Consider the following 23,389-nt stretch of genomic DNA (forward strand, 5'->3'; position numbering starts at 1 on the left):
GGCGTGACCTGCCTGAACGCTACGGGCCGTGGAAGACCGTCTACGAGCGCCACCGGCGCTGGTCGGCCGACGGAACCCGGGAACGGCTGCTCCAGCAGGTGCAGGCCCAGGTCGATGCCGCCGGTGGGATCGACTGGGACGTCTCGGTTGATTCGACCTCTATCTGTGCCCACCAGCATGCAGCCGGCGCGCGGAAAGCTCCGCCGCCTGCCGCGTCAGAAGACTCCGCCATGCGCACCAGTGGGTTGTACCCGCTCCTCCACCGAGTAGGGGGCGCCGCTGCGGAGGGCGGCCAGAGCTATCACGCACGCCTCGTCATCACCGATCAACAGCGATTCCAGGACATGCCGTTCCATGGTCACCCCGTTTGGATCGTGCGGTACAGCAGCCAGGTACCGCAACCCTGGTAGCCGCCCCCGCACGGTAGCGTCCCTCCGGGCCCGCCCATCGGGCCTCCTCCAGGTCGCCGGCGGCGCACAGCTCGACGAGCTCGGCCACGTCCACCTGGAGGGCGCTGAGGGTGTCCCCCTGGATCAGGACTCCGGGGAAGTTGCGCCCCGGGAGGCGCACCACGGCGTCGTTGCCGCCATCGGTGAACAGCTCAGCCTCTGCTCGCTCCATCGGAGCCCCCGTCTCAGTTTTGGAAAGCGGTCGCGGCAGATGTAAGGAGGTCGGAGATCATCCGGACCACCAAGAGAACCCCCTGATGTCAGCTGTTGTCGTGGCACTCGTTTTCGGTGGGGGGCTGGCAGGCCCAGCACAGTTCGTGCCGCCCATGAGAAGTGATCACGCTTCCCCAGCCGTTGCACACCTCGCAGCCAGCAGCCAAAGCGGCGTTGGCGCGGGGGTTGGGCTCGAGAGTGATCATCGTTCCGTAGGTCATTGATTCTCCTGACGTCGGGACTGCTCCAGATGCACCCTTGGGCTACGCGACGCCTACTTTATTCCGTTTCATGTCCGATTATGCCCGTTCGTGCAGATTTTATGACTGCTTTACCTGTTGTGGCAGCCGGACTCGCTTGAGGCCGAGGAATCGGCCCCTGGAGTGGCGCCGTGATGGTGGGCCGCCCCTGGGCCGTCCGACGCCGCTCAGCAGCGACCGATGACGCCTGCTAATGACAGTCGTAGCAGGCGGCAGCCGCAGGTCACCGAGTTTGATCTGCGCCTAAGTCCGCTCTTTAGAATGATCTGCATGGACATGCACAGGATCGTTGCAGTGCTGGCCGAGGATGCTGAACACCAGATCCAAGATCAGGTGTGGAAACTGGAGCCGAGCGACCGCGCACTCGCCCTTGAGACCCAGGCCGGCCTGCGCGGCGCTGTCGGGCCGCCGGACGTCCAGGAGGCCCTGCCGCAGATCAAGCGACTCGAACGCCTGCGGGAAACTCTCGCCGTCTTGGCCATCTCTCTCGCGCGTACTCACGGCCGTCTGGCATGGTTTTTCTCCGGCGCTCTCAACGCACTCGAACCGGTCCTGCGCTGGCGTGCCCTGCCAGCCGACCATGGCGGCACCTTCGGCACTGTCCTCCCGAGTCCTGAGGAATATACGGAGGCGGAGGATGCCGTCCGCCGGCTCCAGGACGCCCTTGCGCACATCACCGCCGAGACGAGTGACCTCGGCAGCGTTCGCCCAAATCAGCAATCAGACGGGGTCTGAGCGGGCGAGAAGGCGGAGCCCGGCACACGTCGGCCCGACACACGTACACACCCTGGTCACCAGGCTTCTCTGGCGTGCCCCTCCCGTGCCCGAACCGGCGGGCCCAGGCGGGGACCGCCGGGGGAACTGCGGTCGCGACGCGACGGAGCAGCAGGTCGGCGTCTTGCCAGATCAGACCGCATCCGCATACGCGATCTTCCGAACTGGGGCTGGCCGTCCATGCGATCGCCACCAGGGATAGCCTTCCCGTCCGTCGAAGGTTCCTGGAGGCTCCCTGTGCGCACCACCGTTTTCCTGCTGCGGGACGCACTGGGCCTTGGCGGAGCTCTGGTGTTCGCGTGGGAGTTGAACCGCCAGGCTTCGGGACCAGGCTGGAGGAAGCCGCGGGTCTTTACTGCTGCGGCTGCCGGGCTACTTGCCGCACTGCTGACCGCTTACGCCTAGAGGCCGCCAGTCGACGTGCCCCTCCCGCGCCCGTTCAGTCGGGAAACAGCAGGGAGTCACGGGCACCGCGTGGACACCAAGCACGAGAACGAGCCCTGACCGAGTTAGCCGGGCACAGCCTTTTTGTGCTGGGGGTGGGCGTGAGATTCTAACCCGCGGTGACTCGCGCCACGACGGTCTTCAAGACCGTGTGCCGGACACGGCTTGCCGACGCAGTCCCCACGCCCTGAACCGGCCACTCACAAAGATGCCGACGCCGACGGACAACCCGATCAGCACGATGGAGGCGTCACCCTCCACCGTCACGTGGCGACCCCGGGCTACCGTGGCCCCGAGAAAGGCCACGAGCGCAGTGAAGGTGGCGGCGGCTACGGCAAGGAAGATCGCCATTTCAGCCCACCACATCGCCTGCGCTGGTCGAGTCGTCATGGCGTAGTTGTACCTCACGCTCGCCCGCCGTAGCGCAGCAAGGTCCAGCCAGCAGGCCTCAGGGACCGCCCACCCACAGTTCGCACCGCGGGTCTCCCCATGCGCGAGCGCCCTTCCGGGCCGTCCTGGGGCCGTGGAAGGGCGCTCGATGGTGACCGACGTCGACAGGTGCCGACAGCTCGGCAGCAGGTCGCGGCGTTGATCGAGTAGGCGGCCGCAGGTCACGGCCGCCGGTGATCAGTTGTGGCTGTGCAGATCACGCAGCGCCGAGCTGAGCGGCCAAGAACACCGCTGCCACCGAGGGGCGGACTGCGTACGTTGCGCCGGCGCGCCCCTCAGGGGCCTCCCACCAGTAGAACGGAAGCCGCCGTTCACTGTTGCTGTGCCCCTTGCTCATCCCGGACAGCACCCCTGCCACGCGCCGCGCCGAATCACTCTCGTTCGGCCCGCCCAGGGCCTTGTCCACCAGCTCCGTGCAGTGGATCCTCCGGCCAGGGTTGCGCGCCAGATACTCGAGCACCTGCCTGGCCTGCGGCGCGAGTTCAGCCAAGAACACTACGGCGCGCTGCAAGTCCTCCGGACCCCATTCCGGAGCGCCGTAGTGCCCATCTTCGCCGGAGTGCTCAGCCCACCGCGGATCAACCTCAGACAGATACTCCGTCATGCCCGCCCCCCAACAGATCGTCGCTTGTGTGTCGTTCGCACCGTACAGACCGCCAGGACACCGCGTGTCGAATCCGTGTCGAAGTTCCATCGGCGACCTGCTCAGCTGCGGAAGAGCCGCAGGCCCAGAGGAGGGCGGGGCGCAACCGCAAAGCGCCTTCCAAGCGCTCCGTGATTCGGAACGTGCCACAGCCGTGCCACATCGGGCGGTCGACCACGGTCAACGACGGCTCGCCGCAGTCGAGATGCGCCGTTCACCCGGGACGCGGCTACAGCCGTAGTGACCTGGACGGACATGCCGACGACTACGTCCGCCCTTACAAGGCAGTGGTGGCTACAGCCAGTCGCTTCACCACATGACGGATCGTGGCAACCCCGCCGGCAGAGCGACAGACGAACCAGGTCGGCCGCAAGCTCTCTCGCTACGCCTGCGGCCCCTCGGCATCCCTGCGGCTGGACACGACATGCCGCGCGATCGTGGACAGGGCCAGCTCACGATCCTCGTCGACCACAAGCCAGCCCTTGCCCAGGAGCGCTTGCAGCACCGGGCGAACCTCGTCACCCAGCTCCTCCGCCAAGTCGTCATCCGTGGGGGAGAGGCCGTCCTGGACGAGGCTCGCCACGTGGAACACGACGGCTTCCTCCCCCGCGGTGATGTTGAAGTCCATGACGTGAAGGTATGCGAGCCCCCTTGGCCGCAACACGCCGAGGGCCCTGTCGTCACGGGCCGGCCGTCACGACTTGCTCTGGTCGACGGCACCGACGGCACCGACGGCACCGACGGCGTCGCCGAGGCCCGTGGGGACTGAACGAGGCATACGCGTGCGTGGTCGGCTCGGCGCACCCGCCGTCGTGGCTGACCGTCGTCGGCTGAGGTCCACGCGGCTGACCCGTGAAGGTGTCCGGCGGCGGTACACGGCCGTGTCGGCCAGGGGCGCACGGTGCGACGGGGCGGGGAACCCAGGCACGTGGTTGGGTTCCCCGCCCCGATTGGAACGGCAGTAACGGGTGGTGAACGCTCGCGCCCCGTCGTTCAGATGTTGTGCGGGTCGTCCACCGCCAGGAGGTCACCGCGGATGGTCGCAACGCGCAGGATGTCCCGTAGAGAGCCGGTCAGTTCGCGCGCCAGCCGTCGCATGTCCTCCGGGTTCTCGCTCTGGTCGTCGAGTGTCTCGTGGGCGTGTGCCAGCAACTCGTTCGCCGTGCCGAGTTGGACCGACTCGATGTTGTCCGCCAGGCGGGACATGCAGCCGTCCCGGTCGTCGGTGCTCAGGTAGCAGGGCTTGCCCTCCGGGCCCGACCACGGGAGGAGGCGCAGTTCGTTTCGGGGCGTCACCCTTGCGTCTGCCTCTCGTCAAGCACGTGGTGGGTGGTGAAGACCGCGTCGATGCGGTCCCCCGGGAAGGCCAGGAGTGCGGCTTCGACGACCCGGCCGGTGGCGGCGGTCGCGACTCGTGTGATCGCGAGGACCGGCGCGGCGGAGGCGATCCGGAGGGTCGATGCCTCCTCCGGTGTCGGTGGGCGGGCGCAGACCGTCTCCCGGACAGCAGCCGACGAGACGGTGAGGACAGCGAATCTTGTGATCGGGGCCCGGTCTGCGGATGCGTCGTTGCTCGGCATCCAGAAGGCCGCGCTGGTCACGCACATCCGGCGGACGTACTACAGCGACGACGGACGGCCCGTCGAGACGGCGGACATCGTCGTGCCCGTCGCTCACTGCGAGATCGTCTACGAGATTCCGATCAATCGTTGATCGTCGGTGGAGGCGGGGGCGGTCGCGGGGCATCAACACCCGCGGCCGCCCTCGACTCTTCCCTGCTGCCGTTCGTGGCCGGTCAGAGGCCTCGCCCAAGATCATTCCTGGGCCGTCCCTGGGCCGTGGGAGGTCGACGGAAGCTGACAGAGGACGCTCAGGGGTGACCACCCCCACCCCGCTCTGGCCTGGGGACCCTCGGATGATCTGCCACACTGGACGTGTTATGCCTGCACCCGGAGAACTCACTTTCGTCGCCCCCCGTGGAGCCAAGAAGCCGCCGCGGCATCTTGCCGATCTCACGCCCGCCGAGCGCAAGGACGCCGTGGCCGAGATCGGGGAGAAGCCGTTTCGTGCCAAGCAGCTCTCGCAGCACTACTTCGCGCGGTACGCGCACGACCCGGCGGAGTGGACCGACATCCCCGCCGGCTCGCGCGGCAAGCTCCAGGAGGCGCTGCTTCCCGAGCTGATGACGGTCGTGCGGCATCTGTCCACCGACGCGGGCACCACGCGCAAGACGCTGTGGCGGCTGTTCGACGGGACGCTCGTCGAGTCCGTGCTCATGCGCTACCCGGACCGGGTGACCATGTGCATCAGCTCGCAGGCGGGCTGCGGGATGAACTGCCCGTTCTGCGCGACCGGTCAGGCCGGACTGGACCGGAACCTGTCGACCGCCGAGATCGTGCACCAGATCGTGGACGGGATGCGGGCCCTGCGGGACGGTGAGGTGCCCGGCGGACCGGCCCGGCTGTCCAACATCGTCTTCATGGGCATGGGCGAGCCGCTCGCCAACTACAAGCGGGTGGTCGGAGCCATCCGGGCGCTCACCGATCCCGCGCCGGACGGGCTCGGGCTGTCGCAGCGCGGTATCACCGTGTCGACCGTCGGTCTCGTGCCCGCCATCCACCGGTTCGCCGACGAGGGCTTCAAGTGCCGTCTGGCGATCTCCCTGCACGCGCCCGACGACGAGCTGCGCGACACCCTGGTCCCCGTGAACACGCGGTGGAAGGTGCGCGAGGTCCTCGACGCCGGCTTCGAGTACGTCGAGAAGTCCGGCCGTCGGCTGTCCATCGAGTACGCGCTGATCCGGGACATCAACGACCAGGCCTGGCGCGGTGACCGGCTGGGACGCCTGCTGCGGGGCAAGCCCGTGCATGTCAACCTCATCCCGCTGAACCCGACGCCCGGCTCCAAGTGGACCGCCTCGCGGCCCGAGGACGAGAAGGCGTTCGTCGAGGCCATCGCGGCCCACGGCGTGCCCGTCACGGTCCGGGACACCCGCGGTCAGGAGATCGACGGGGCGTGCGGGCAGCTGGCCGCCACGGAGCGCTGATCCCATCCGGCGGTTGCCGTCCGTACCGGGCGGTAGTCGTAGGGTGGCGATTCGGCGGACGGTAGGCTGACGCCGTACACATCTTCATATTCCGACAGGGGAGCGCCACAGCGCTGAGAGTGCGGCAATCGGGCCGCAGACCCTCTGAACCTCGCCCAGGTCATTCTGGGTAGGAAGTTCGGTCTTCACTCGAGCTGTTGCGCCCTGCCCGGGAGCCGGCGGATCCGTCCGACGGTCCCGGGCAGGGCCGCGTCTCTTCCTGGTCACCCCCAGGAGGAAATCAAGTGCACACCAAGACGTTCGTCGCCGCGGCGATCGGCCTCGGGCTGGTCACGCTGTCCGCCTGCGGCTCGTCCGGCGACAAGGGCGGCGCGGGTTCCGGTGGTTCCGGCGGCTCCAAGACCGTCACCCTCGTCAGCCACGACTCGTGGGCCGTCTCCAAGAACGTGCTCGCGGACTTCGAGAAGCAGTCCGGGTACAAGGTCAAGGTCCTGGAGGACGGGGACGCCGGCCAGGCCGTCAACAAGGCCATCCTCACCAAGGACAACCCGCAGGGGGACGTCTTCTTCGGCGTCGACAACACGCTGCTGTCCCGGGCCCTCGACAACGGCCTGTTCCAGTCGTACCGGGCCAAGGGGCTGGACCAGGTCGGCGCCGCCTACCAGCTCGACCAGGGCGAGCACCGGGTCACGCCGATCGACTACGGCGACATCTGCGTCAACTACGACAAGGCCTGGTTCAGCGCGCACAAGCTGACCCCGCCGGCCTCCTTCGACGACCTGGCCGAGCCCGCCTACAAGAACCTTCTCGTCACCGAGAACGCCGCCACCTCCTCGCCGGGCCTGGGCTTCCTGCTCGGCACCGCCGCGAAGTACGGCGACGGCGACACCTCCGGATGGCAGGGCTACTGGAAGAAGCTCAAGGACAACGGCGTGAAGGTGGTCGACGGCTGGGAGCAGGCCTACAACGAGGAGTTCTCCGGTTCCGCCGGCGGCAAGAAGGCCAAGGGCGACCGGCCGCTCGTCGTGTCGTACGCCTCCTCGCCGCCCGCCGAGGTGATCTACGCCGATCCCCGGCCCACCACCGCGCCCACCGGAGTGGTCGCGGACACCTGCTTCCGGCAGATCGAGTTCGCCGGGCTGCTGGGCAACGCGAAGAACGCCGAGGGCGGCAAGGCGCTCATCGACTTCCTGGTCTCCAGGGAGTTCCAGGAGGACATGCCCCTGAACATGTTCGTCTACCCCGTGGTCACCGGCGCGAAGGTGCCCGCCGAGTTCACCGCGTACGGTCCCGCGGCCAAGGACCCCGAGACCGTGGCCCCGGAGAAGATCGCCGCCAACCGTGACCAGTGGGTCAGGTCGTGGACCTCGCTCGTACTGAAGTAGCCCCCCGCGGGAGCCGGAAGGGGAACGCGGCGCGGTTCGGGCTCATGGCCCTGCCCGTCGCGTTCTTCGGCGTGTTCTTCGCCTGGCCCGTCGCCGCGATCACGGCCCGCGGGCTGAAGTCCGACGGCGCCTGGCACCTCGGGCGGATCGCGGACGTGCTCGCGCAGTCCGACATCCGGCACGTGCTCTGGTTCACCGTGTGGCAGGCGCTCGCCTCCACCGCGCTCACCCTGCTCGTCGCGCTCCCGGGGGCGTACGTCTTCGCCCGGCTCGACTTCCCGGGCAAGCGGGTGTTGCGGGCGGTGGTGACCGTGCCGTTCGTGCTGCCCACGGTCGTCGTCGGTACGGCGTTCCTGGCACTGGTCGGGCGCGGCGGGCTGCTCGACGAGCTGTGGGGCGTACGGCTGGACACCACCGTGTGGGCGATCCTGCTCGCGCACGTCTTCTTCAACTACGCGGTCGTCGTCCGCACGGTCGGCGGCCTGTGGGCGCAGCTGGACCCGCGGCAGGAGGAGGCGGCGAGGATGCTGGGCGCCTCCCGGCTGCGGGCCTGGCGCACCGTCACGCTGCCGGCGCTCGGGCCCGCCGTGGCCGCCGCCACCCTCATGGTCTTCCTCTTCACCTTCACCTCCTTCGGCGTGGTGCAGATCCTGGGCGGCCCCACCTTCTCCACCCTCGAGGTCGAGATCTACCGGCAGACCTCCGAGATCTTCGACCTGGCCACGGCCGCCGTGCTGACCCTGGTCCAGTTCGCGGCGGTGGGCGCGATCCTCGCCGTGCACGCCCGGACCGTACGGCGCTCGGAGAGCGCGCTGCGGCTGGTGGACGCGGCCCGGACGGCGCGACGGCCGCGCGGGGCCGGGCAGTGGACGCTGCTGGCCGGTGTCCTCGGCACGGTCGCCGTACTGATCCTGCTGCCGCTGGCGGTCCTCGTGCAGCGGTCCCTGGACGCGCCCGACTTCGGTTATTACCGGGCGCTGACCTCGGCCGACTCGGGGGTCTTCCTGGTGCCGCCGATCGACGCCGTCGGCAACTCCCTGACGTACGCGCTCGCCGCCACCGCCATCGCGGTGCTGATCGGCGGGCTCGCCGCGGCGGCCCTCACCCGGCGGGACACCGGGCGGTTCGTACGCGGCTTCGACGCGCTGCTGATGCTGCCGCTCGGGGTGTCCGCGGTGACGGTCGGCTTCGGTTTCCTGATCGCGCTCGACGAGCCGCCGCTGGACCTGCGGGCCTCCTGGATCCTGGTACCGCTCGCGCAGGCCCTGGTGGGTGTCCCCTTCGTCGTACGGACCATGCTGCCCGTGCTGCGGGCGGTGGACGGGCGGCTGCGGGAGGCGGCGGCGGTGCTCGGGGCGTCGCCGTGGCGGGTCTGGCGCGAGGTCGACCTGCCGCTGGTGCGGCGGGCGCTGCTGATCGCGGCCGGGTTCGCCTTCGCCGTGTCGCTGGGCGAGTTCGGGGCGACGGTGTTCATCGCGCGGCCCGACAACCCGACCCTGCCGGTCGCGGTGGCCAAGCTGCTGGGCCGCGCCGGTGAGCTCAACTACGGCCAGGCGATGGCCCTTTCGACGATTCTGATGGTGGTGTGCGCGGTGTCCCTGCTGATGCTGGAGGGGCTGCGGAGCGCGGATCGGACGGGGGAGTTCTGATGTTGCTGTCTCTCGCGGGGACGACCGTGCGGTTCGGCGGCCGGGCCGTGCTCGACGCCGTCGACCTGGACGTCGCCGAGCACCAGGTCGTGTGTGTGCTCGGTCCGAGCGGCAGCGGCAAGTCGACGCTGCTGCGGGCGGTGGCCGGGCTGCAACCCCTGGACGGCGGACGGGTGGTGCTGGACGGGCGGGACCAGACGGGGGTGCCCGCGCACCGGCGGGAGGTGGGCCTGATGTTCCAGGACCACCAGCTCTTCCCGCAGCGGGACGTGGGCGGCAACGTGGCGTTCGGACTGCGCATGCGCGGCGCGTCGCGGGCCGAGCAGGGCGCCCGGGTGGGGGAGCTGCTCGACCTGGTCGGACTGCCGGGGGCCGCGCGCCGGGCGGTCGCCGCGCTGTCGGGCGGCGAGCAGCAGCGGGTCGCGCTCGCCCGGGCGCTCGCGCCCCGGCCGCGGCTGCTGATGCTGGACGAGCCGCTGGGCCAGCTCGACCGGTCGCTGCGCGAGCGGCTGGTGGTCGAACTGCGTCAGTTGTTCGGCCGGTTGGGCACGACGGTGCTGGCGGTCACCCACGACCAGAGCGAGGCGTTCGCGCTGGCCGACCGGGTCGTGGTGATGCGGGACGGGCGGATCGCCCAGTCCGGTACCCCGCTGGAGGTGTGGCAGCGGCCCGCGGACGCGTTCGTGGCACGCTTCCTCGGCTTCGACAACGTGGTGGAGGCGACCGTCGCCGGGGAGGCCGCGGACACCCCCTGGGGCAAGGTCGAGGTGGGTGAGGGCGCCCCGCAGGGGGCGCGCACGCTGCTCGTGCGCCCGGCCGGCGTACGGCTGGTGCCGGCGGACGAGGGCCTGCCCTGCACGGTGACCGCCCGCACCTTCAAGGGCACCCATGTCGCCGTGCATCTCCAGCCCCCTGGCGCGCCCCGCCTGGAGGCGGCCTGCGCACTGCGGACGGCACCGGAGACCGGGGACACGGTCGGAGTGCGGTTCGACTCATCGGACGTCGTGGTGCTCGACTGACGGACCGCCCTCACGGCACGGGTCCCGGCTCCGGTTCCGGTCCGCTCCCGGTCGGCACGGCCGAGGTCCGGCCGACATGCCGGTGGCCCGCCCCGGTGCGGGACGGGCCACTGGTGTGTACGTGTCGCGGGGGTCAGCTCTTGCTGCTCGCCCCACGGCGGCGCATGCCGAAGAACACGGCACCGCCACCGACGACCACGAGGGCGCCCGCGATGCCGGCGATCATGCCGGTGTTGGAGTTCGCACCGGTCTCGGCGAGGTTGGACTCACCGACCTCGGCGGCGGACGGAGCGTTGCCCTGGGCGGCAGCGGCGGTCTCCGACTCGGTCGCGGACGGGGCCGGGGACGCGCTGTCGGACTCGTCGTCGGCCGGGGCGGTCGTCGACTCGGCCGGGGACGACGGGGTCGACGGGGCCGACGGCGTCGAGGTGTCCTCGGCCTTGCAGGCCTCGGCCGGGGTGGTCACGAGCCTCTCACCGATCTTCTTGGTGCCGGCCATGACGAGGATGCGGTAGGTGGCGTTCGGCTGCCAGTCCACCGGGAAGGAGACGACGACGCCTTCCTTGGAGCCCTTGACGTCCTGCTGCTCGCCGACCTTCTGCGCGTCCGCGCCGTTGTTCTCGAGGAACACGGAGACAGTGGGCAGGGTGCTGGAGGAGTCCTTGTCGAGCACGCTGATGACGCCATGGCCGCCTTCGCAGGTGGCCTTGGCCTCTGTGAACTCGGAGATGTTGCAGGCGAGGGCGTTGCCCGCGGCACCGAGCGCGAGGGCTGCAGAGGCGGCGGTGACGCCGAGGATGCGCACGGAACGACGTGCGGTGCGACGAGATATGGACACGTTTGCCCTTCGGGGGATGCACAACTGCGGGGGGCTGTGGCGGAGATGAGGTGAGTCCCGGGACAGTCTCAGAACTCCCAGGAGAATCACAGGTCTATAAGTGTCGCGTAAGCAGTGTCAATGCATATGCGCCCCCGCGCCGTCGACTTTACCCATTCGTTGCCGTCAAAGATGTTTCAGCACGTCAGGGGCCTGCTCGATCCGGTCAACCAGGGCTATTCGGGCCTCCATTGAGCGCCCCCGTGCGAGCGCCTGGAGGAGTGGCCACGCGGGCAGTTCCTCCGTCCAGTGCTTGCGGTTCACGAGCACCATCGGGGTGGGCTCGCCGCGGGACTCGTAATGGTTGGGCGTCGCGTTGTCGAAGATCTCCTGTACGGTCCCGGCGGCGCCCGGCAGGAACACCACGCCCGCGGTGGAGCGGGCCAGCAGTCCGTCCTCGCGCAGGGCGTTGGCGAAGTACTTGGCGATGTGCGAGGCGAAGGCGTTGGGCGGCTCGTGGCCGTAGAACCAGGTCGGGACGCCGACCGAGGCCCCGCCGTCCGGCCAGCGCTCGCGCACCTCGAAGGCGGCCGCGGCCCAGTCGCCGACGGACGGCCTGAACGAGGGCGCCTTGGCGAGGATCCGGAGCGCCTCCGCCAGCATCCCGTCGTCGAACGGGGCGGCGTACGCGCCGAGGTTGGCGGCCTCCATCGCGCCGGGGCCGCCGCCGGTGGCCACCGTGAACCCCGCGCGGGCCAGTTCCCGGCCGAGCCGGGCGGCGCCCGCGTACTCCTCGGTGCCGCGTGCCATGGCGTGCCCGCCCATGACGCCCACCACCCGCTTGCCGACGAGGAGTTCGTCGAGAGCGTCGGAGACGGCGTCGTCGTGGATCGAGCGCAGCATGGAGGCGAAGATGTCGCCGTTCGCCTTCGTGCGCCGGAACCAGCCGTAGGTCAGGGCGTCCGGTGTCGCCTCGTAGCCCTGTTCGAGGGCGGCGAACAGCTCGTCGGGCGTGTAGACGAAGCCGCGGTACGGGTCGAAGGGCAGGCCCGGCACGGGCGGGAACACCAGGGCGCCCGAGGCGCGCAGGTGCGCGGCCGCCTCCGGGGCCATCGGGCAGCCGAGGAAGACGGCGCCGGCGGCGTCCAGGGCGAGGAGGACGTCCGTACGGCCCGTCAGGTCGACGGCCTGGACGCGCAGATGGGGTCCTTCGGTCCCGGCGGCGCCGGGAGTGCGGGGCGGGGGCGGGGCGTCGAGGGCGGCGAGGACCTCGTCGAACTCGTCCAGGGTCTCTATCTCGAGGTCGCGAAGGCCCTCGACGGGCCGGCCCGGCAGGGCGGGTGTCGGATTCACCCGCCCATGCTAGGAGGGCCGTTCGGCCGGGGCGGTCAGCCCTGGACGGCCGCCGGGTCCATCCAGATGATTTCCCAGGTGTGCCCGTCGAGGTCGTCGAAGGCGCGGCCGTACATGAAACCGAGGTCCTGCGTCCGGCCGCTGAGCAGGCCGCCCGCCGCCAGGGCCCGCTCGACCAGTTCGTCGACCTTCTCGCGGCTCGGGGCGCTCAGGGCCACCAGCACCTCGCTGGTCTTCTTGGCGTCCGCGATCTCCTTGTCGGTGAACGTGCCGTAGAACGACTTCGTCAGCAGCATCGCCACGATGGTGTCGCTGATCACCACGGACGCCGCGTTCTCGTCGCTGAACTGCGGGTTGATGGTGTAGCCCAGGTCGGTGAAGAACTTCTTCGAGGCGTCGAGGTCGTTCACGGGCAGGTTCACGAAGATCATCTGCTGGTACATGCGGGGTCTCCCCTGAGGTGTCGGTCGATTCGTGCGTCGGGCTTTCGTCGAGATGCGATGTACAGACCGGGGACCGCGGTGAAACTCATCGGTGGGCCAGCGGCAGCGCCGCCAGCTCCGCCACGATCAGGGTGAGCGGGCCGAACAGGGCCACGAGCGCGCCGGCCCGCAGCGCGGCCGCGCTGCGCAGCATGGTGCTCGGGGCGCCCAGGCGCAGCAGGGCGGCGGTGGTGTCGGAGCGGACCTGCCTGGCCTCGACGGCCGCGGTGAGCAGCGTCGCCACCGTGCAGCCCAGCACCAGCACGGCGCCCAGGGTGGTGAGCGGGCCGAAGGACGCACCGCCGGGGTCGCTCAGCGTCGCGGCGGCGTACGTCGCCGACAGCACGGCGCAGACCACGCCGAGCGGCCGGCCGATACGGGCGGCCTCGGCCATCAGGACCCGGCCCGCCAGCAGCCGCAGGGCGCCGGGCCGGCCCGCCTGGAGCAGCACCCCGCACAGGTGGGTGAGGCCGGGGCCGGCCAGGGCGAGACCGAGGGCGGTGAGCAGCCAGCCGGCCAGGACACCGGCGGGGCCGGTGGCCAGACCGGCGGGCAGCCGTGGCCCGGCGGCGGTGGACCGGCTCGCGTAGGCCTCCACGGCCAGGCCGACGGCGAGGACGGCCACGCCCCAGGGCAGCGCGCCGGGGGCCGGGCGGGTGGCCGGGGGGCGCTGCGGGTCGGGGTCGGACGGGTGGTCCGCGGGGTGCCGGGTGCCGTCCTCCTCCGGTGCCTCGGCGGCCGGGGAGGCGCCCTCGGCCGCGGCGGCGTGCGCGGTGCCGTCGGAGGCCGCCGGGGCCTGCGGGCTGCCGTTCGTCGTGGCCCGGGCGGACGGGGCGTCGTCCGCCGTGGACCAGAGGCCGTCCGTACCGTCGGGCAGTGTCGCCGTGCCGTGCGGACCCGGCCGTACCGCCCCGGCGGCGTGGCCGCCCGCGGACCGGCGCGGCTGGAGGACCGGAACCTGTCCGGGCCCCGGGTCCCCGTCCGCACCCGTGCCCCCCGCGGAGGCGGAGGTGCCGGACGCGGTCGTCCGCAGCCGGGCGCCGAATCTGGCGTAGGTCCCGAACGTCTCGCGCGCATCCGTCCGGCCGGACGCGCCGAAGCGGCCGAACCCCCCGGTCGACGTGCGGGCCGGGAGGCGCCGCGGCTCGCGCGGGCGCAGCGCGAGGGCCGCGGCCGCCGAGGCGACGGCGGGCAGCACGGCCAGCAGGGTCAGGGCGCCCGCCAGGGGGAGCGGCGTGTCGGCCGCCAGGAACTGTGCCGCCGCGCCGTCGAACGGCATGCCCGAGAGATCGCCGCGCAGGTGGAGGAAGAAGAACAGGGCCACCACCGAGCCGAGGGCGCAGGACAGCGCCGTCGTCGTCGCCGAGATCGCCATCAGCCGGGCCGGTCCGAGCCCGATCGCCGCGAGGCCGGACCGCGGCCTGGTGGCCGGGTCGGTGCGGGCGACGGCCACCGCGAGCTGGACCGTGGCGGCCAGCGGCACCGCGCACCAGGCCAGGCGCAGCAGGAGCGTGTCGGCGGGGGTGTCCGGGTGGCCCATCGCGTAGCCGAGGCTGCCCAGCAGCAGGAAGCCGGTGCCGGCCGAGGCGGCCGCCACCAGCAGACGGCGCAGCTGGACGGCCGGGTGGGCGAGGCGGCTCAGGCGGAGAGCGAGCACGCGGCCCGGCCTTCCGTCTCGGCCTCGGTGACCGGCGGCAGGTGCAGGGTGTGCACGCGCCGCCCGTCGAGCAGGGACACCTTGCGGTCGGCCAGGGCCGCGGTCTCCGGGTCGTGCGTGGCGAGGACGACCGTGATGCCGTGCGAGCGGGCCGCCGTGGTGAGGGTGCGCAGGACGTGGGCGCGGTCGGCGCGGTGCAGGGGGGCCGTCGGCTCGTCCGCGAACAGGACCGTCGGGGCGGGCGCGAGGGCTCGGGCGATCGAGACCCGCTGGCGTTCGGACTGGCGCAGTTGGTGCGGGCGCCTGCGGGCGATGTCGCCGATGTCGAGCCGCTCCAGCCACTCCAGCGCGGCCACCTTGGCCCGGCGGCGGCTGGTGCCGCGCAGCATCAGGGGCAGCGCCGCGTTCTCCCAGACGTTCAGCTCGGGCACGAGCGCCGGGGCCGGGTCGATCCAGCCGAAGCGGTCCCGGCGCAGACGTTCCCGGGAGACGGGGCCCATGGTGTGCACGGGGACGCTGTTGAACCAGACCTCGCCGCGCCGCGCCCGCACCAGCCCGGACAGACAGCGCAGCAGGGTGGTCTTGCCGCTGCCGCGCGGGCCGCTGACGGCGAGGATCTCGCCCTCCCGGACGCCGAGCGAGACCCCGGCGAGCGCGGGCGAGCCGTCGTCGTGGGTGAAGTGCAGGGAGCGTGCCCAGAGCACGTCGTTGTCCGGCGGGGCCTCCATGGGCGTACACCTCGGTTCAGATCCGTAATTCCCGTCCCGATCCCCCGTCCGGGGGAACGAAGGCAGGGCCGATCGGTCACTGGCACGCTAGGCAGGCGACGACGGGAGGCCGGACAGCACGCGGCCCCGGGTCGCCGTTTCTCACTCGAACGGTCGATACCGGGGCCGGTGCCGATCATCCCTGGGGACGATCGACGCGAGGGGTCAGACGCGAGGGATCAGAGCTTGGTCCACGCCTCGGTCAGGGTCGCGCGCAGGATCTGCTCGATCTCGTCGAAGGTCTCCTGGTTGGAGATCAGCGGCGGGGCGAGCTGGATGACCGGGTCGCCGCGGTCGTCGGCACGGCAGTACAGGCCGTTCTCGAACAGGGCCTTCGACAGGAAGCCGTACAGGACGCGCTCGGTCTCCTCGGCGTTGAAGGACTCCTTCGTCGCCTTGTCCTTGACCAGCTCGATGCCGTAGAAGAAGCCGTTGCCGCGGACGTCGCCGACGATCGGCAGGTCGTGCAGCTTCTGGAGGGTCTTGAGGAAGTTGCCCTCGTTGTCGAGCACGTGCTGGTTGAGGCCCTCGCGCTCGAACAGGTCGAGGTTGGCCAGACCCACGGCCGCGGACACCGGGTGGCCGCCGAAGGTGTAGCCGTGCAGGAAGGTGTTGTCGCCCTTGTAGAACGGCTCGGCGATCCGGTCGGAGACGATGCACGCGCCGATCGGGGAGTAGCCCGAGGTCATGCCCTTGGCGCAGGTGATCATGTCCGGGACGTAGCCGAACTTGTCACAGGCGAACGTCGTGCCGAGCCGGCCGAAGGCGCAGATGACCTCGTCCGAGACGAGCAGCACGTCGTACTCGTCGCAGATCTCGCGGACGCGCTGGAAGTAGCCGGGCGGGGGCGGGAAGCAGCCGCCCGCGTTCTGCACCGGCTCCAGGAAGACCGCGGCGACGGTGTCGGGGCCCTCGAAGAGGATCTGCTGCTCGATCTGGTCGGCGGCCCAGCGGCCGAAGGCCTCGGGGTCGTCGCCGTGGATCGGGGCGCGGTAGATGTTGGTGTTCGGGACCTTGTGCGCACCCGGCACCAGCGGCTCGAAGGGGGCCTTCAGGGCGGGCAGGCCGGTGATGGACAGGGCGCCCTGCGGGGTGCCGTGGTAGGCGACCGCGCGGGAGATGACCTTGTACTTGGTGTGCTTGCCCTTGAGCTTGAAGTACTGCTTGGCGAGCTTCCAGGCGGTCTCGACCGCCTCACCGCCGCCGGTGGTGAAGAAGACCTTGTTCAGGTCGCCCGGCGCGTGGTGGGCGAGGCGCTCCGCCAGCTCGACGGCCTTGGGGTGGGCGTAGGACCACACGGGGAAGAAGGCCAGCTCGGCGGCCTGCTTGGCGGCCACCTCGGCCAGCTCCGTCCGGCCGTGGCCGGCCTGGACCACGAACAGACCCGCGAGACCGTCGAGGTAGCGCTTGCCCTTGTCGTCGTAGATGTAGGTGCCCTCACCACGGACGATCGTGGGGACGGGCGAGTTCTCGTACGAGGACATGCGGGTGAAGTGCATCCACAGGTGGTCGTACGCGGTCTTGCTGAGGTCCTTGGTGCTCACGGTTATCGGGTTCCCCACATGTAGGTCTGCTTCTTGAGCTTGAGGTAGACGAAGCTCTCGGTGGAGCGCACGCCGGGCAGGGCCCGGATGCGTTTGTTGATGACGTCCAGCAGGTGGTCGTCGTCCTCGCAGACGATCTCCGCGAGGATGTCGAACGAGCCCGCGGTCATCACCACGTACTCGACTTCCGACATGCCGGTCAGCGCTTCGGCCACGGGGTCGAGGTCGCCCTCGACGTTGACACCCACCATCGCCTGCCTGCGGAAACCCACGGTGAGCGGGTCCGTGACGGCGACGATCTGCATCACGCCCTGGTCCAGCAGCTTCTGGACGCGCTGGCGCACGGCCGCCTCGGACAGGCCGACGGCCTTGCCGATCGCGGCGTACGGCCGGCGGCCGTCCTCCTGGAGCTGCTGGATGATCGCGAGGGAGACGGCATCCAGGTGGGGGGTGCCGTTCCTGGGCTCGCGGGGCGAGTCCCTCTGGTCTGCGCTTCGACTGGCCACGGCCTCACTCTGCACGACGTCTCGACCGTTCCGCAAGGCTTTACCGATGAAATTCGTTGTCTATGACGTCCAGGTCTACGGATTTCGCAGCGATGACCCGCTTGGGGGTGTTGAAAACGTGGGCTCCCGGATTAGGGTGGGTGTCTCAGCGATTGGACAGTTCGACCTGACAGGAGGCCGGCAGTGAGCACCGAGCTGCGTCGTCTGCGCAACTACATCGATGGTGAGTTCCGGGACGCCGCCGACGGACAGACCACCGAGGTGGTCAACCCCGCGACGGGCGAGGCGTACGCGACCGCGCCCCTGTCCGGACCGGCGGACGTGGACGCCGCGATGGCGGCCGCCGCGGCGGCGTTCCCCGCCTGGCGCGACACGACCCCCGCCGAGCGCCAGAAGGCCCTCCTGAAGATCGCGGACGCGTTCGAGGAGCGCGCCGAGGAACTCATCGCCGCCGAGGTGGAGAACACGGGCAAGCCCGTCGGACTCACCCGGTCCGAGGAGATCCCGCCGATGGTCGACCAGATCCGCTTCTTCGCGGGCGCCGCGCGGATGCTCGAAGGCCGCTCGGCCGGCGAGTACATGGACGGCATGACCTCGATCATCCGGCGCGAGCCGGTCGGCGTCTGCGCCCAGGTCGCGCCCTGGAACTACCCGATGATGATGGCCGTGTGGAAGTTCGCCCCGGCGATCGCGGCGGGCAACACGGTCGTCCTGAAGCCCTCGGACACCACCCCCGCCTCCACCGTCCTGATCGCCGACATCCTCGGCTCGATCCTGCCCAAGGGCGTCTTCAACGTCGTCTGCGGCGACCGCGAGACCGGCCGCGCGATGGTCGAGCACCCGACCCCGGCGATGGCCTCCATCACCGGCTCGGTACGCGCCGGCATGTCCGTCGCCGAGTCCGCGGCCAAGGACGTCAAGCGCGTCCACCTGGAGCTGGGCGGCAAGGCGCCGGTCGTGGTCTTCGAGGACACCGACATCGCCAAGGCCGTCGAGGACATCTCCGTCGCGGGCTTCTTCAACGCCGGCCAGGACTGTACGGCCGCCACCCGCGTCCTCGTCCAGGCGGGCATCCACGACGAGTTCGTGGCCGCGCTGGCGAAGGCCGCCGCCGAGACCAAGACCGGTCAGCCGGACGACGAGGACGTGCTGTACGGCCCGCTCAACAACCCCAACCAGCTCAAGCAGGTCTCCGGCTTCGTCGAGCGCCTGCCCGCCCACGCCAAGGTCGAGGCGGGCGGCCACCAGGTCGGCGACAAGGGCTACTTCTACGCCCCGACCGTCGTCTCCGGCCTGAAGCAGGACGACGAGATCATCCAGAACGAGGTCTTCGGACCGGTCATCACCGTCCAGTCCTTCACGGACGAGGACCAGGCGGTGGAGTGGGCCAACGGCGTCGAGTACGCCCTCGCCTCCTCGGTGTGGACCAAGGACCACTCCCGCGCCATGCGGATGTCCAAGAAGCTCGACTTCGGCTGTGTGTGGATCAACACCCACATCCCGCTGGTCGCCGAGATGCCGCACGGCGGCTTCAAGAAGTCCGGCTACGGCAAGGACCTCTCCGGGTACGGCTTCGACGACTACACCCGCATCAAGCACGTGATGACGTCGCTGGACGCGTGACGCACGGCGGGCCGGCGGCCCGCTGAGCACCCGGGTGCCGGACACGCGCGGCCCCGGACGGGAACTCCCGTCCGGGGCCGCGCCGTTCCCCCTGACGGGACGGTCAGACGCGCTCGTCGACACCGCTCGTGACGAGCGTGGGCCCACCGGACTCCTAGATCACACTGCTCGTGACCTTGGTGGGCTTCCCCGGCTTCCCCGGCTTGCCCGGCAGGTCGGGCAGCGGCGGCAGCTCGGCGCCGGCCGGGAAGGTGACGCCCGCCTTCGCCATGATCGGACCGCACGTCTTGAGCGCCTTCTGGAAGCGCTTGGACGTCGGGTCGAACGTCCCGCCCTTGTTGACGATCCTCACCTGCAACAGGACGCGGCCCTTGGCGTCCTTGGACGCGTGGATGTCCGGGACGGTCTTCTGGCCCGCCCGGCGCAGGCAGACGGCGAACTTCCTGTTCGCCGCGTTGACGTCGCCGGGGGCGTCGGCGGTGGGGTGGTAGGCGACGCCGAAGCCGCCGGTCACCCCGCCCTGACCCGCCCCGGCGTGGCCCGCGCCGCCCGTCGTCCCGCCGCCCTGGCCCGTCTCGCCCTTCGTCTGCCCGCCCTGCTCGTGCCCGACGGACGTGGCGGTCGCGGTGGCCGTACGGAGCTTCGCGCCCGTCGGGGCGCCGGCCGCGGACGCGGCCGACGCGGTGGCCGTGCAGAGGGCGGCGGCCGACAGGACGGCGACGCCCAGAGTGAGCAACTGTGCCCGGGGTGCCGGAGCACGCATGGGTTCCTCCTGGGATGAGATGGATGGGTGTGGCCGCGGTGCTGCCGGTGCGGCCACGGCCTACGGAACCGGGTGGGCGGTTACGGCACGGGAACGGCCGCTCTTACGCGGGCGTAACCGTGTGGTCGGCCACCCTGGCTGCCCGCGCCGACATTCACCCCCGCCGTCCGCGCCGATGCCCACCCCCCGCCGTCCGCGCCGACGGTCGCCCCCGCCGGCGGTCGCTCCGCCGTACGCCCCGCCGTCCGCACCGCGGACCGGCCGCTCTTACGCGCGTGTAACCGGCGACCCACCACACTGGGCGCCATGCGTGTGCTGCTGGCCGAGGACCACCGGGAACTCGCCGAGACCGTGGCCGCCGGGCTGCGCCGGGAGGGCATGGCCGTCGACCTCGCTCTCGACGGTTCGACCGCCCTGGAGCGTGCCGAGATCAACGGCTACGACGTCGTCGTGCTCGACCGGGACCTGCCCGTGGTCCACGGCGACCAGGTGTGCCGGACGCTGGCGGCCGGCGGCGGACGGGCCCGGGTCCTGATGCTCACCGCGTCCGGCACCGTGGCCGACCGGGTCGCGGGGCTCGGGCTCGGCGCCGACGACTATCTGCCCAAGCCGTTCGCCTTCGCCGAACTGGTCGCCCGGATCCGGGCGTTGGCCCGCCGGGCGCAGCCCGCCCTGCCGCCGGTGCTGGTCCGCGGCGAACTGCGGGTCGACCCGGCCCGGCGCGAGGCGAGCCGGGCCGGGTTCCGGCTGCCGCTCAGCCCCAAGGAGTTCGCCGTGCTCGAACTCCTGCTCTGCGCGCAGGGCGCGGTCGTGTCCACCGAGGAACTCCTGGAGCGGGCGTGGGACGAGGCCGCCGACCCCTTCAGCCAGACCGTCAAGGTGACCGTCAGCAGACTGCGCCGCAAACTGGGGGAGCCACCGCTGATCGAGACGGTGGACCGGGCCGGGTACCGCATCCGGTGACCGGCTCCGCCCAGTGGTTCGCGCGCAGTATCCGATGGCGTCTGACGCTTCTCTACAGTGCGCTGTTCGTGGCGGCCGGCGCGCTGCTGCTGGCCTTCGTCTACTTCCTCGCCGCCCACTCCGAGTCCGGCGCCAGGACGGTCACCTCCGTGCAGGGCCCCGGCGTCTCGGGCGACGCCTTCGACCCGGCGGACCCGGGAACCCCGGCGGCGACCATCGACGCCGTCGCCGAGATCCTGCACGAGGGCCAGCTGCACGACCTCCTCGTCGAGGGCGCCGTCGCGCTCGCCGTGATGGCGCTGGTCTCGCTCGTGCTCGGCTGGCTGATGGCCGGCCGGGTACTGGCGCCGCTGCGCACCATGACCGCCGCCGCCCGCCGGATCTCCGCCGACAACCTGCACGAGCGGCTCGCCGTACCCGGGCCCGACGACGAGCTGAAGGCCGTGGCGGACACCTTCGACGACGTACTCGCCCGGCTGGAGGGCGCGTTCGAGGCACAGCGGCAGTTCGTCGCCAACGCCTCGCACGAACTGCGCACCCCGCTCACGCTCCAGCAGACCATCGTCGACGTGACCCTCGCCGACCCCGGTGCCGGCGCCCCGGACCTGCGGGCGGCGCTGCTGCGGGTGCGGGCGGCCGGCCAGGAACAGGAACGGCTGATCGAGGCGCTGTTGACGCTGGCCCGCAGCCAACGCGGTCTGGAGCGACGTGAGTTCGTCGACCTGGCGGCGATCGTGCGGGAGCATCTGCCCCGGTCGGGCCCGCGCGTCGAGGCCCGCCTGGAGGCCGCCCCCGTGCTCGGCGACCCCCAACTCGTCGAGCGGCTGGTGGTCAACCTCACCGAGAACGCCGTACGGCACAACCTCCCGGCGGACGAAGAGGGTTGGGTCAGCGTGTGGACAGGGGTGGACGCGGCCGGCCGGGCCGGGCTGCGGATCGAGAACAGCGGTCCGGTGATCCCGGCCGACCGGGCCGAGGGACTGTTCCAGCCCTTCCGGCGACTGGGTCCGGAGCGCGTCCGCAGCCGGGACGGACTGGGCCTGGGCCTGTCCATCGTGGCGGCCGTGGTCGCCGCGCACGGGGGCCGGGTGCTGGCCCGGACCCGGCCCCGGGGAGGTCTGGTGGTCGAGGTCGGTCTGCCCCGCTGTCCCGGCGCCCCGCCCGTCGCCGCGCTCGGGCCAGAGGTGGCGACGGCCCGCCGGATCCGCTGACCGTCCGGTCCGGACCTGGGGGACGACCTGGGGCGTCCTTGGTCGACAAGATGTCGGGACCGCGCCGTCGAGCTCGACGCAGCGTCGATTGTCCGGCCGCGCGCCGGACAGGCATGCTGTCGCTCATGTCCCCCATGTCTCTGCCTCGCGGCACCTCGCCCGTCGCCCGTCGGACCCTCCTGCGCGCGCTGGGCGGCGGTGCGCTGCTGGGCGGACTCGCCGGCTGCGGTGTGCCCGCCGCGTACGTGGCGCCCGGCGACCGGGCCGCCGCCGACCTCTCCCGCTCGGACAAGAGGCTGACCTGGGCGAACTGGCCGCTGTACATCGACACGGACGACGACGACACGACCGTGCGGCCCACGCTGAAGGCCTTCGGCAAGCACACGGGGATCTCCGTCGACTACGTCGAGGAGATCAACGACAACGACGAGTTCTTCGGAAAGATCAGCCCCGCGCTGATGAACCACCAGTCGACCGGCCGCGACCTGATCGTCATCAGTGACTGGATGTGCGCGCGGTTCGTCCGGCTCGGCTGGGTGCAGGAGATGGACCGGGCCCGCCAGCCCGGCGTGGCCGAGTACCTCGACCCGCTGCTGCGCTCGCCCGCCTTCGACCCCGGCCGCAGGTTCACGGTGCCGTGGCAGTCCGGCATCACCGGCATCGCGTACGACCGCCGCAGGCTGGGGCGCGAGATACGCCAGGTCTCCGACCTGTGGGCGGACGACCTGAAGGGCCGGGTCACCCTGCTGTCCGGACTCGACGAGTCGTTCGCGCTGCTGATGCAGGGCAACGGGGTCGACGTCACCCGGTGGACGGCCGACGACTTCCACACCGTCTGCGACCAGGTCGAGCGGTACGTGCACCAGGGCCGGATACGCCGCTTCACCGGCAACGACTACACCAAGGACCTGGTCAGCGGGGACGTGCTGGCCTGCCAGGCGTACTCGGGCGACGTCATCCAGCTCCAGGCCGACAACCCCGACATCCGCTTCGTCGTCCCCGAGTCGGGCGCCGAGCTGTGGTCGGACTCCCTGATGATCCCCAACCTGGCCCGGCACAAGGCGAACGCCGAACGGCTGATCGACTTCTACTACGATCCCGAGGTCGCCGCGGAGCTCGCGGCCTGGGTGAACTACGTCTGCCCGGTCCCGGCTGCCCAGGACGTCCTGGCCGCCTCCGACGACGAGGACACCGCAGCCCTCGCGGAGAACCCGCTGATCTTCCCCGACGCGACCATGCGCGAGCGGCTCGCGATCGCCCGGGACATCACCTCCGCGGAACGCGTGGAGTTCGCCAAGCGGTGGAACGCGATCGCGGGGCTGTGACGGCGCCGGCCGCGGAGCCCTCGACCGCGGAACCCCTGGCCGCGGG

At 71.1% G+C, this 23,389-nt stretch carries 22 protein-coding genes and 3 pseudogenes; 11 read left to right on the forward strand and 14 right to left on the reverse strand.

The features are described 5' to 3' along the window. Positions 1-221 (forward strand): annotated as a pseudogene (locus tag ACZ60B_RS33930) (transposase); the annotation flags it as partial. A 97-nt stretch (positions 222-318) separates the two neighbouring features. On the opposite strand, the gene ACZ60B_RS33935 reads toward ACZ60B_RS33930, so the two are convergent. Next, positions 319-621 (reverse strand): DUF6959 family protein, encoded by a 303-nt coding sequence (locus ACZ60B_RS33935; RefSeq protein WP_469393922.1) that lies wholly within the window; start codon positions 619-621, stop codon positions 319-321. A gap of 571 nt (positions 622-1,192) precedes the next feature. Between ACZ60B_RS33935 and ACZ60B_RS33940 the strand changes: the two genes are divergently transcribed. Beyond that, positions 1,193-1,657: a hypothetical protein gene (locus tag ACZ60B_RS33940; RefSeq protein ID WP_469393924.1), complete on the forward strand. Its 465-nt coding sequence runs from the start codon at positions 1,193-1,195 to the stop codon at positions 1,655-1,657. Between the two features lie 624 nt (positions 1,658-2,281). Here the strand turns inward: ACZ60B_RS33940 and ACZ60B_RS33945 are convergent. The 5 genes and pseudogenes from ACZ60B_RS33945 to ACZ60B_RS33965 form a co-directional block, all read right to left on the reverse strand. Further along, positions 2,282-2,530, reverse strand: a complete 249-nt coding sequence (locus tag ACZ60B_RS33945) for a hypothetical protein (RefSeq protein WP_469393926.1) — start codon at positions 2,528-2,530, stop codon at positions 2,282-2,284. Positions 2,531-2,786: 256 nt separating this feature from the next. Next, positions 2,787-3,194, reverse strand: coding sequence for a DUF6416 domain-containing protein (locus tag ACZ60B_RS33950; RefSeq protein WP_469393928.1), 408 nt, complete (start codon positions 3,192-3,194; stop codon positions 2,787-2,789). A gap of 421 nt (positions 3,195-3,615) precedes the next feature. Continuing rightward, the gene (locus tag ACZ60B_RS33955; RefSeq protein ID WP_469393930.1) at positions 3,616-3,861 is read right to left on the reverse strand and encodes a hypothetical protein; all 246 of its coding nucleotides are present in this window, start codon (positions 3,859-3,861) and stop codon (positions 3,616-3,618) included. A gap of 365 nt (positions 3,862-4,226) precedes the next feature. After that, positions 4,227-4,529: a hypothetical protein gene (locus tag ACZ60B_RS33960; protein ID WP_469393932.1), complete on the reverse strand. Its 303-nt coding sequence runs from the start codon at positions 4,527-4,529 to the stop codon at positions 4,227-4,229. After that, positions 4,526-4,795, reverse strand: a pseudogene (locus ACZ60B_RS33965) (UTRA domain-containing protein); the annotation flags it as partial. The pseudogene ACZ60B_RS33965 and the gene ACZ60B_RS33960, both read right to left, overlap by 4 nt. Here ACZ60B_RS33965 and ACZ60B_RS33970 point away from each other — a divergent pair. From ACZ60B_RS33970 to ACZ60B_RS33990, 5 genes and pseudogenes are all read left to right on the forward strand, one after another. Further along, a pseudogene (locus tag ACZ60B_RS33970) lies at positions 4,782-4,946 on the forward strand (GntR family transcriptional regulator); the annotation flags it as partial. The pseudogenes ACZ60B_RS33965 and ACZ60B_RS33970 sit on opposite strands and share 14 nt — an antisense overlap. Before the next feature lie 226 nt (positions 4,947-5,172). Continuing rightward, positions 5,173-6,279: a dual-specificity RNA methyltransferase RlmN gene (rlmN, locus tag ACZ60B_RS33975; protein ID WP_450661934.1), complete on the forward strand. Its 1,107-nt coding sequence runs from the start codon at positions 5,173-5,175 to the stop codon at positions 6,277-6,279. Between the two features lie 284 nt (positions 6,280-6,563). Beyond that, a complete protein-coding gene (locus ACZ60B_RS33980) occupies positions 6,564-7,664 on the forward strand; it encodes a thiamine ABC transporter substrate-binding protein (protein WP_469393934.1) in 1,101 nt (366 codons plus the stop codon). A 44-nt stretch (positions 7,665-7,708) separates the two neighbouring features. After that, the gene (locus tag ACZ60B_RS33985; protein ID WP_469393936.1) at positions 7,709-9,313 is read left to right on the forward strand and encodes an ABC transporter permease; all 1,605 of its coding nucleotides are present in this window, start codon (positions 7,709-7,711) and stop codon (positions 9,311-9,313) included. Then, positions 9,313-10,332 carry an ABC transporter ATP-binding protein gene (locus tag ACZ60B_RS33990; RefSeq protein ID WP_469393938.1) on the forward strand — a complete coding sequence of 340 codons (1,020 nt, stop codon included), beginning with the start codon at positions 9,313-9,315 and terminating at the stop codon, positions 10,330-10,332. Before ACZ60B_RS33985 ends, ACZ60B_RS33990 begins: the two co-directional genes overlap by 1 nt. 133 nt (positions 10,333-10,465) lie before the next feature. Here ACZ60B_RS33990 and ACZ60B_RS33995 read toward each other — a convergent pair whose 3' ends face one another. The 7 genes from ACZ60B_RS33995 to ACZ60B_RS34025 form a co-directional block, all read right to left on the reverse strand. Further along, a complete protein-coding gene (locus tag ACZ60B_RS33995; RefSeq protein WP_469393941.1) occupies positions 10,466-11,170 on the reverse strand; it encodes an LAETG motif-containing sortase-dependent surface protein in 705 nt (234 codons plus the stop codon). Between the two features lie 165 nt (positions 11,171-11,335). Beyond that, a complete protein-coding gene (locus ACZ60B_RS34000) occupies positions 11,336-12,502 on the reverse strand; it encodes an LOG family protein (protein ID WP_469393943.1) in 1,167 nt (388 codons plus the stop codon). A 35-nt stretch (positions 12,503-12,537) separates the two neighbouring features. Then, positions 12,538-12,945, reverse strand: a complete 408-nt coding sequence (locus ACZ60B_RS34005) for a VOC family protein (RefSeq protein WP_469393945.1) — start codon at positions 12,943-12,945, stop codon at positions 12,538-12,540. 85 nt (positions 12,946-13,030) lie between these two features. After that, on the reverse strand, positions 13,031-14,641 hold the full coding sequence (locus ACZ60B_RS34010) for a hypothetical protein (RefSeq protein ID WP_469393947.1): 1,611 nt from the start codon (positions 14,639-14,641) through the stop codon (positions 13,031-13,033). Beyond that, complete coding sequence (locus ACZ60B_RS34015; protein WP_469393949.1) at positions 14,623-15,369, reverse strand: ABC transporter ATP-binding protein; 747 nt, start codon at positions 15,367-15,369, stop codon at positions 14,623-14,625. Before ACZ60B_RS34015 ends, ACZ60B_RS34010 begins: the two co-directional genes overlap by 19 nt. Before the next feature lie 218 nt (positions 15,370-15,587). Next, the gene (locus ACZ60B_RS34020; protein ID WP_469393951.1) at positions 15,588-16,952 is read right to left on the reverse strand and encodes an aspartate aminotransferase family protein; all 1,365 of its coding nucleotides are present in this window, start codon (positions 16,950-16,952) and stop codon (positions 15,588-15,590) included. 2 nt (positions 16,953-16,954) lie between these two features. Continuing rightward, positions 16,955-17,473: an Lrp/AsnC ligand binding domain-containing protein gene (locus ACZ60B_RS34025; RefSeq protein ID WP_162469671.1), complete on the reverse strand. Its 519-nt coding sequence runs from the start codon at positions 17,471-17,473 to the stop codon at positions 16,955-16,957. Between the two features lie 168 nt (positions 17,474-17,641). On the opposite strand from ACZ60B_RS34025, the gene ACZ60B_RS34030 reads away from it, so the two are divergent. Further along, a complete protein-coding gene (locus tag ACZ60B_RS34030; RefSeq protein ID WP_469393953.1) occupies positions 17,642-19,081 on the forward strand; it encodes a gamma-aminobutyraldehyde dehydrogenase in 1,440 nt (479 codons plus the stop codon). A 154-nt stretch (positions 19,082-19,235) separates the two neighbouring features. On the opposite strand, the gene ACZ60B_RS34035 is transcribed toward ACZ60B_RS34030, so the two are convergent. Then, complete coding sequence (locus tag ACZ60B_RS34035; protein ID WP_469393955.1) at positions 19,236-19,844, reverse strand: hypothetical protein; 609 nt, start codon at positions 19,842-19,844, stop codon at positions 19,236-19,238. 306 nt (positions 19,845-20,150) lie between these two features. Between ACZ60B_RS34035 and ACZ60B_RS34040 the strand changes: the two genes are divergently transcribed. The 3 genes from ACZ60B_RS34040 (at position 20,151) to ACZ60B_RS34050 (ending at position 23,343) form a co-directional block, all read left to right on the forward strand. Then, positions 20,151-20,807 (forward strand): response regulator transcription factor, encoded by a 657-nt coding sequence (locus tag ACZ60B_RS34040; RefSeq protein ID WP_469393957.1) that lies wholly within the window; start codon positions 20,151-20,153, stop codon positions 20,805-20,807. Then, a complete protein-coding gene (locus ACZ60B_RS34045; RefSeq protein WP_469393959.1) occupies positions 20,804-22,018 on the forward strand; it encodes a sensor histidine kinase in 1,215 nt (404 codons plus the stop codon). Before ACZ60B_RS34040 ends, ACZ60B_RS34045 begins: the two co-directional genes overlap by 4 nt. A gap of 134 nt (positions 22,019-22,152) precedes the next feature. Next, entirely contained in the window at positions 22,153-23,343 is a 1,191-nt protein-coding gene (locus tag ACZ60B_RS34050) for a polyamine ABC transporter substrate-binding protein (protein WP_469394015.1), read from the forward strand. Positions 23,344-23,389 lie beyond the last annotated feature (46 nt).

Source organism: Streptomyces sp. NPDC104096 (genome assembly GCF_055584385.1).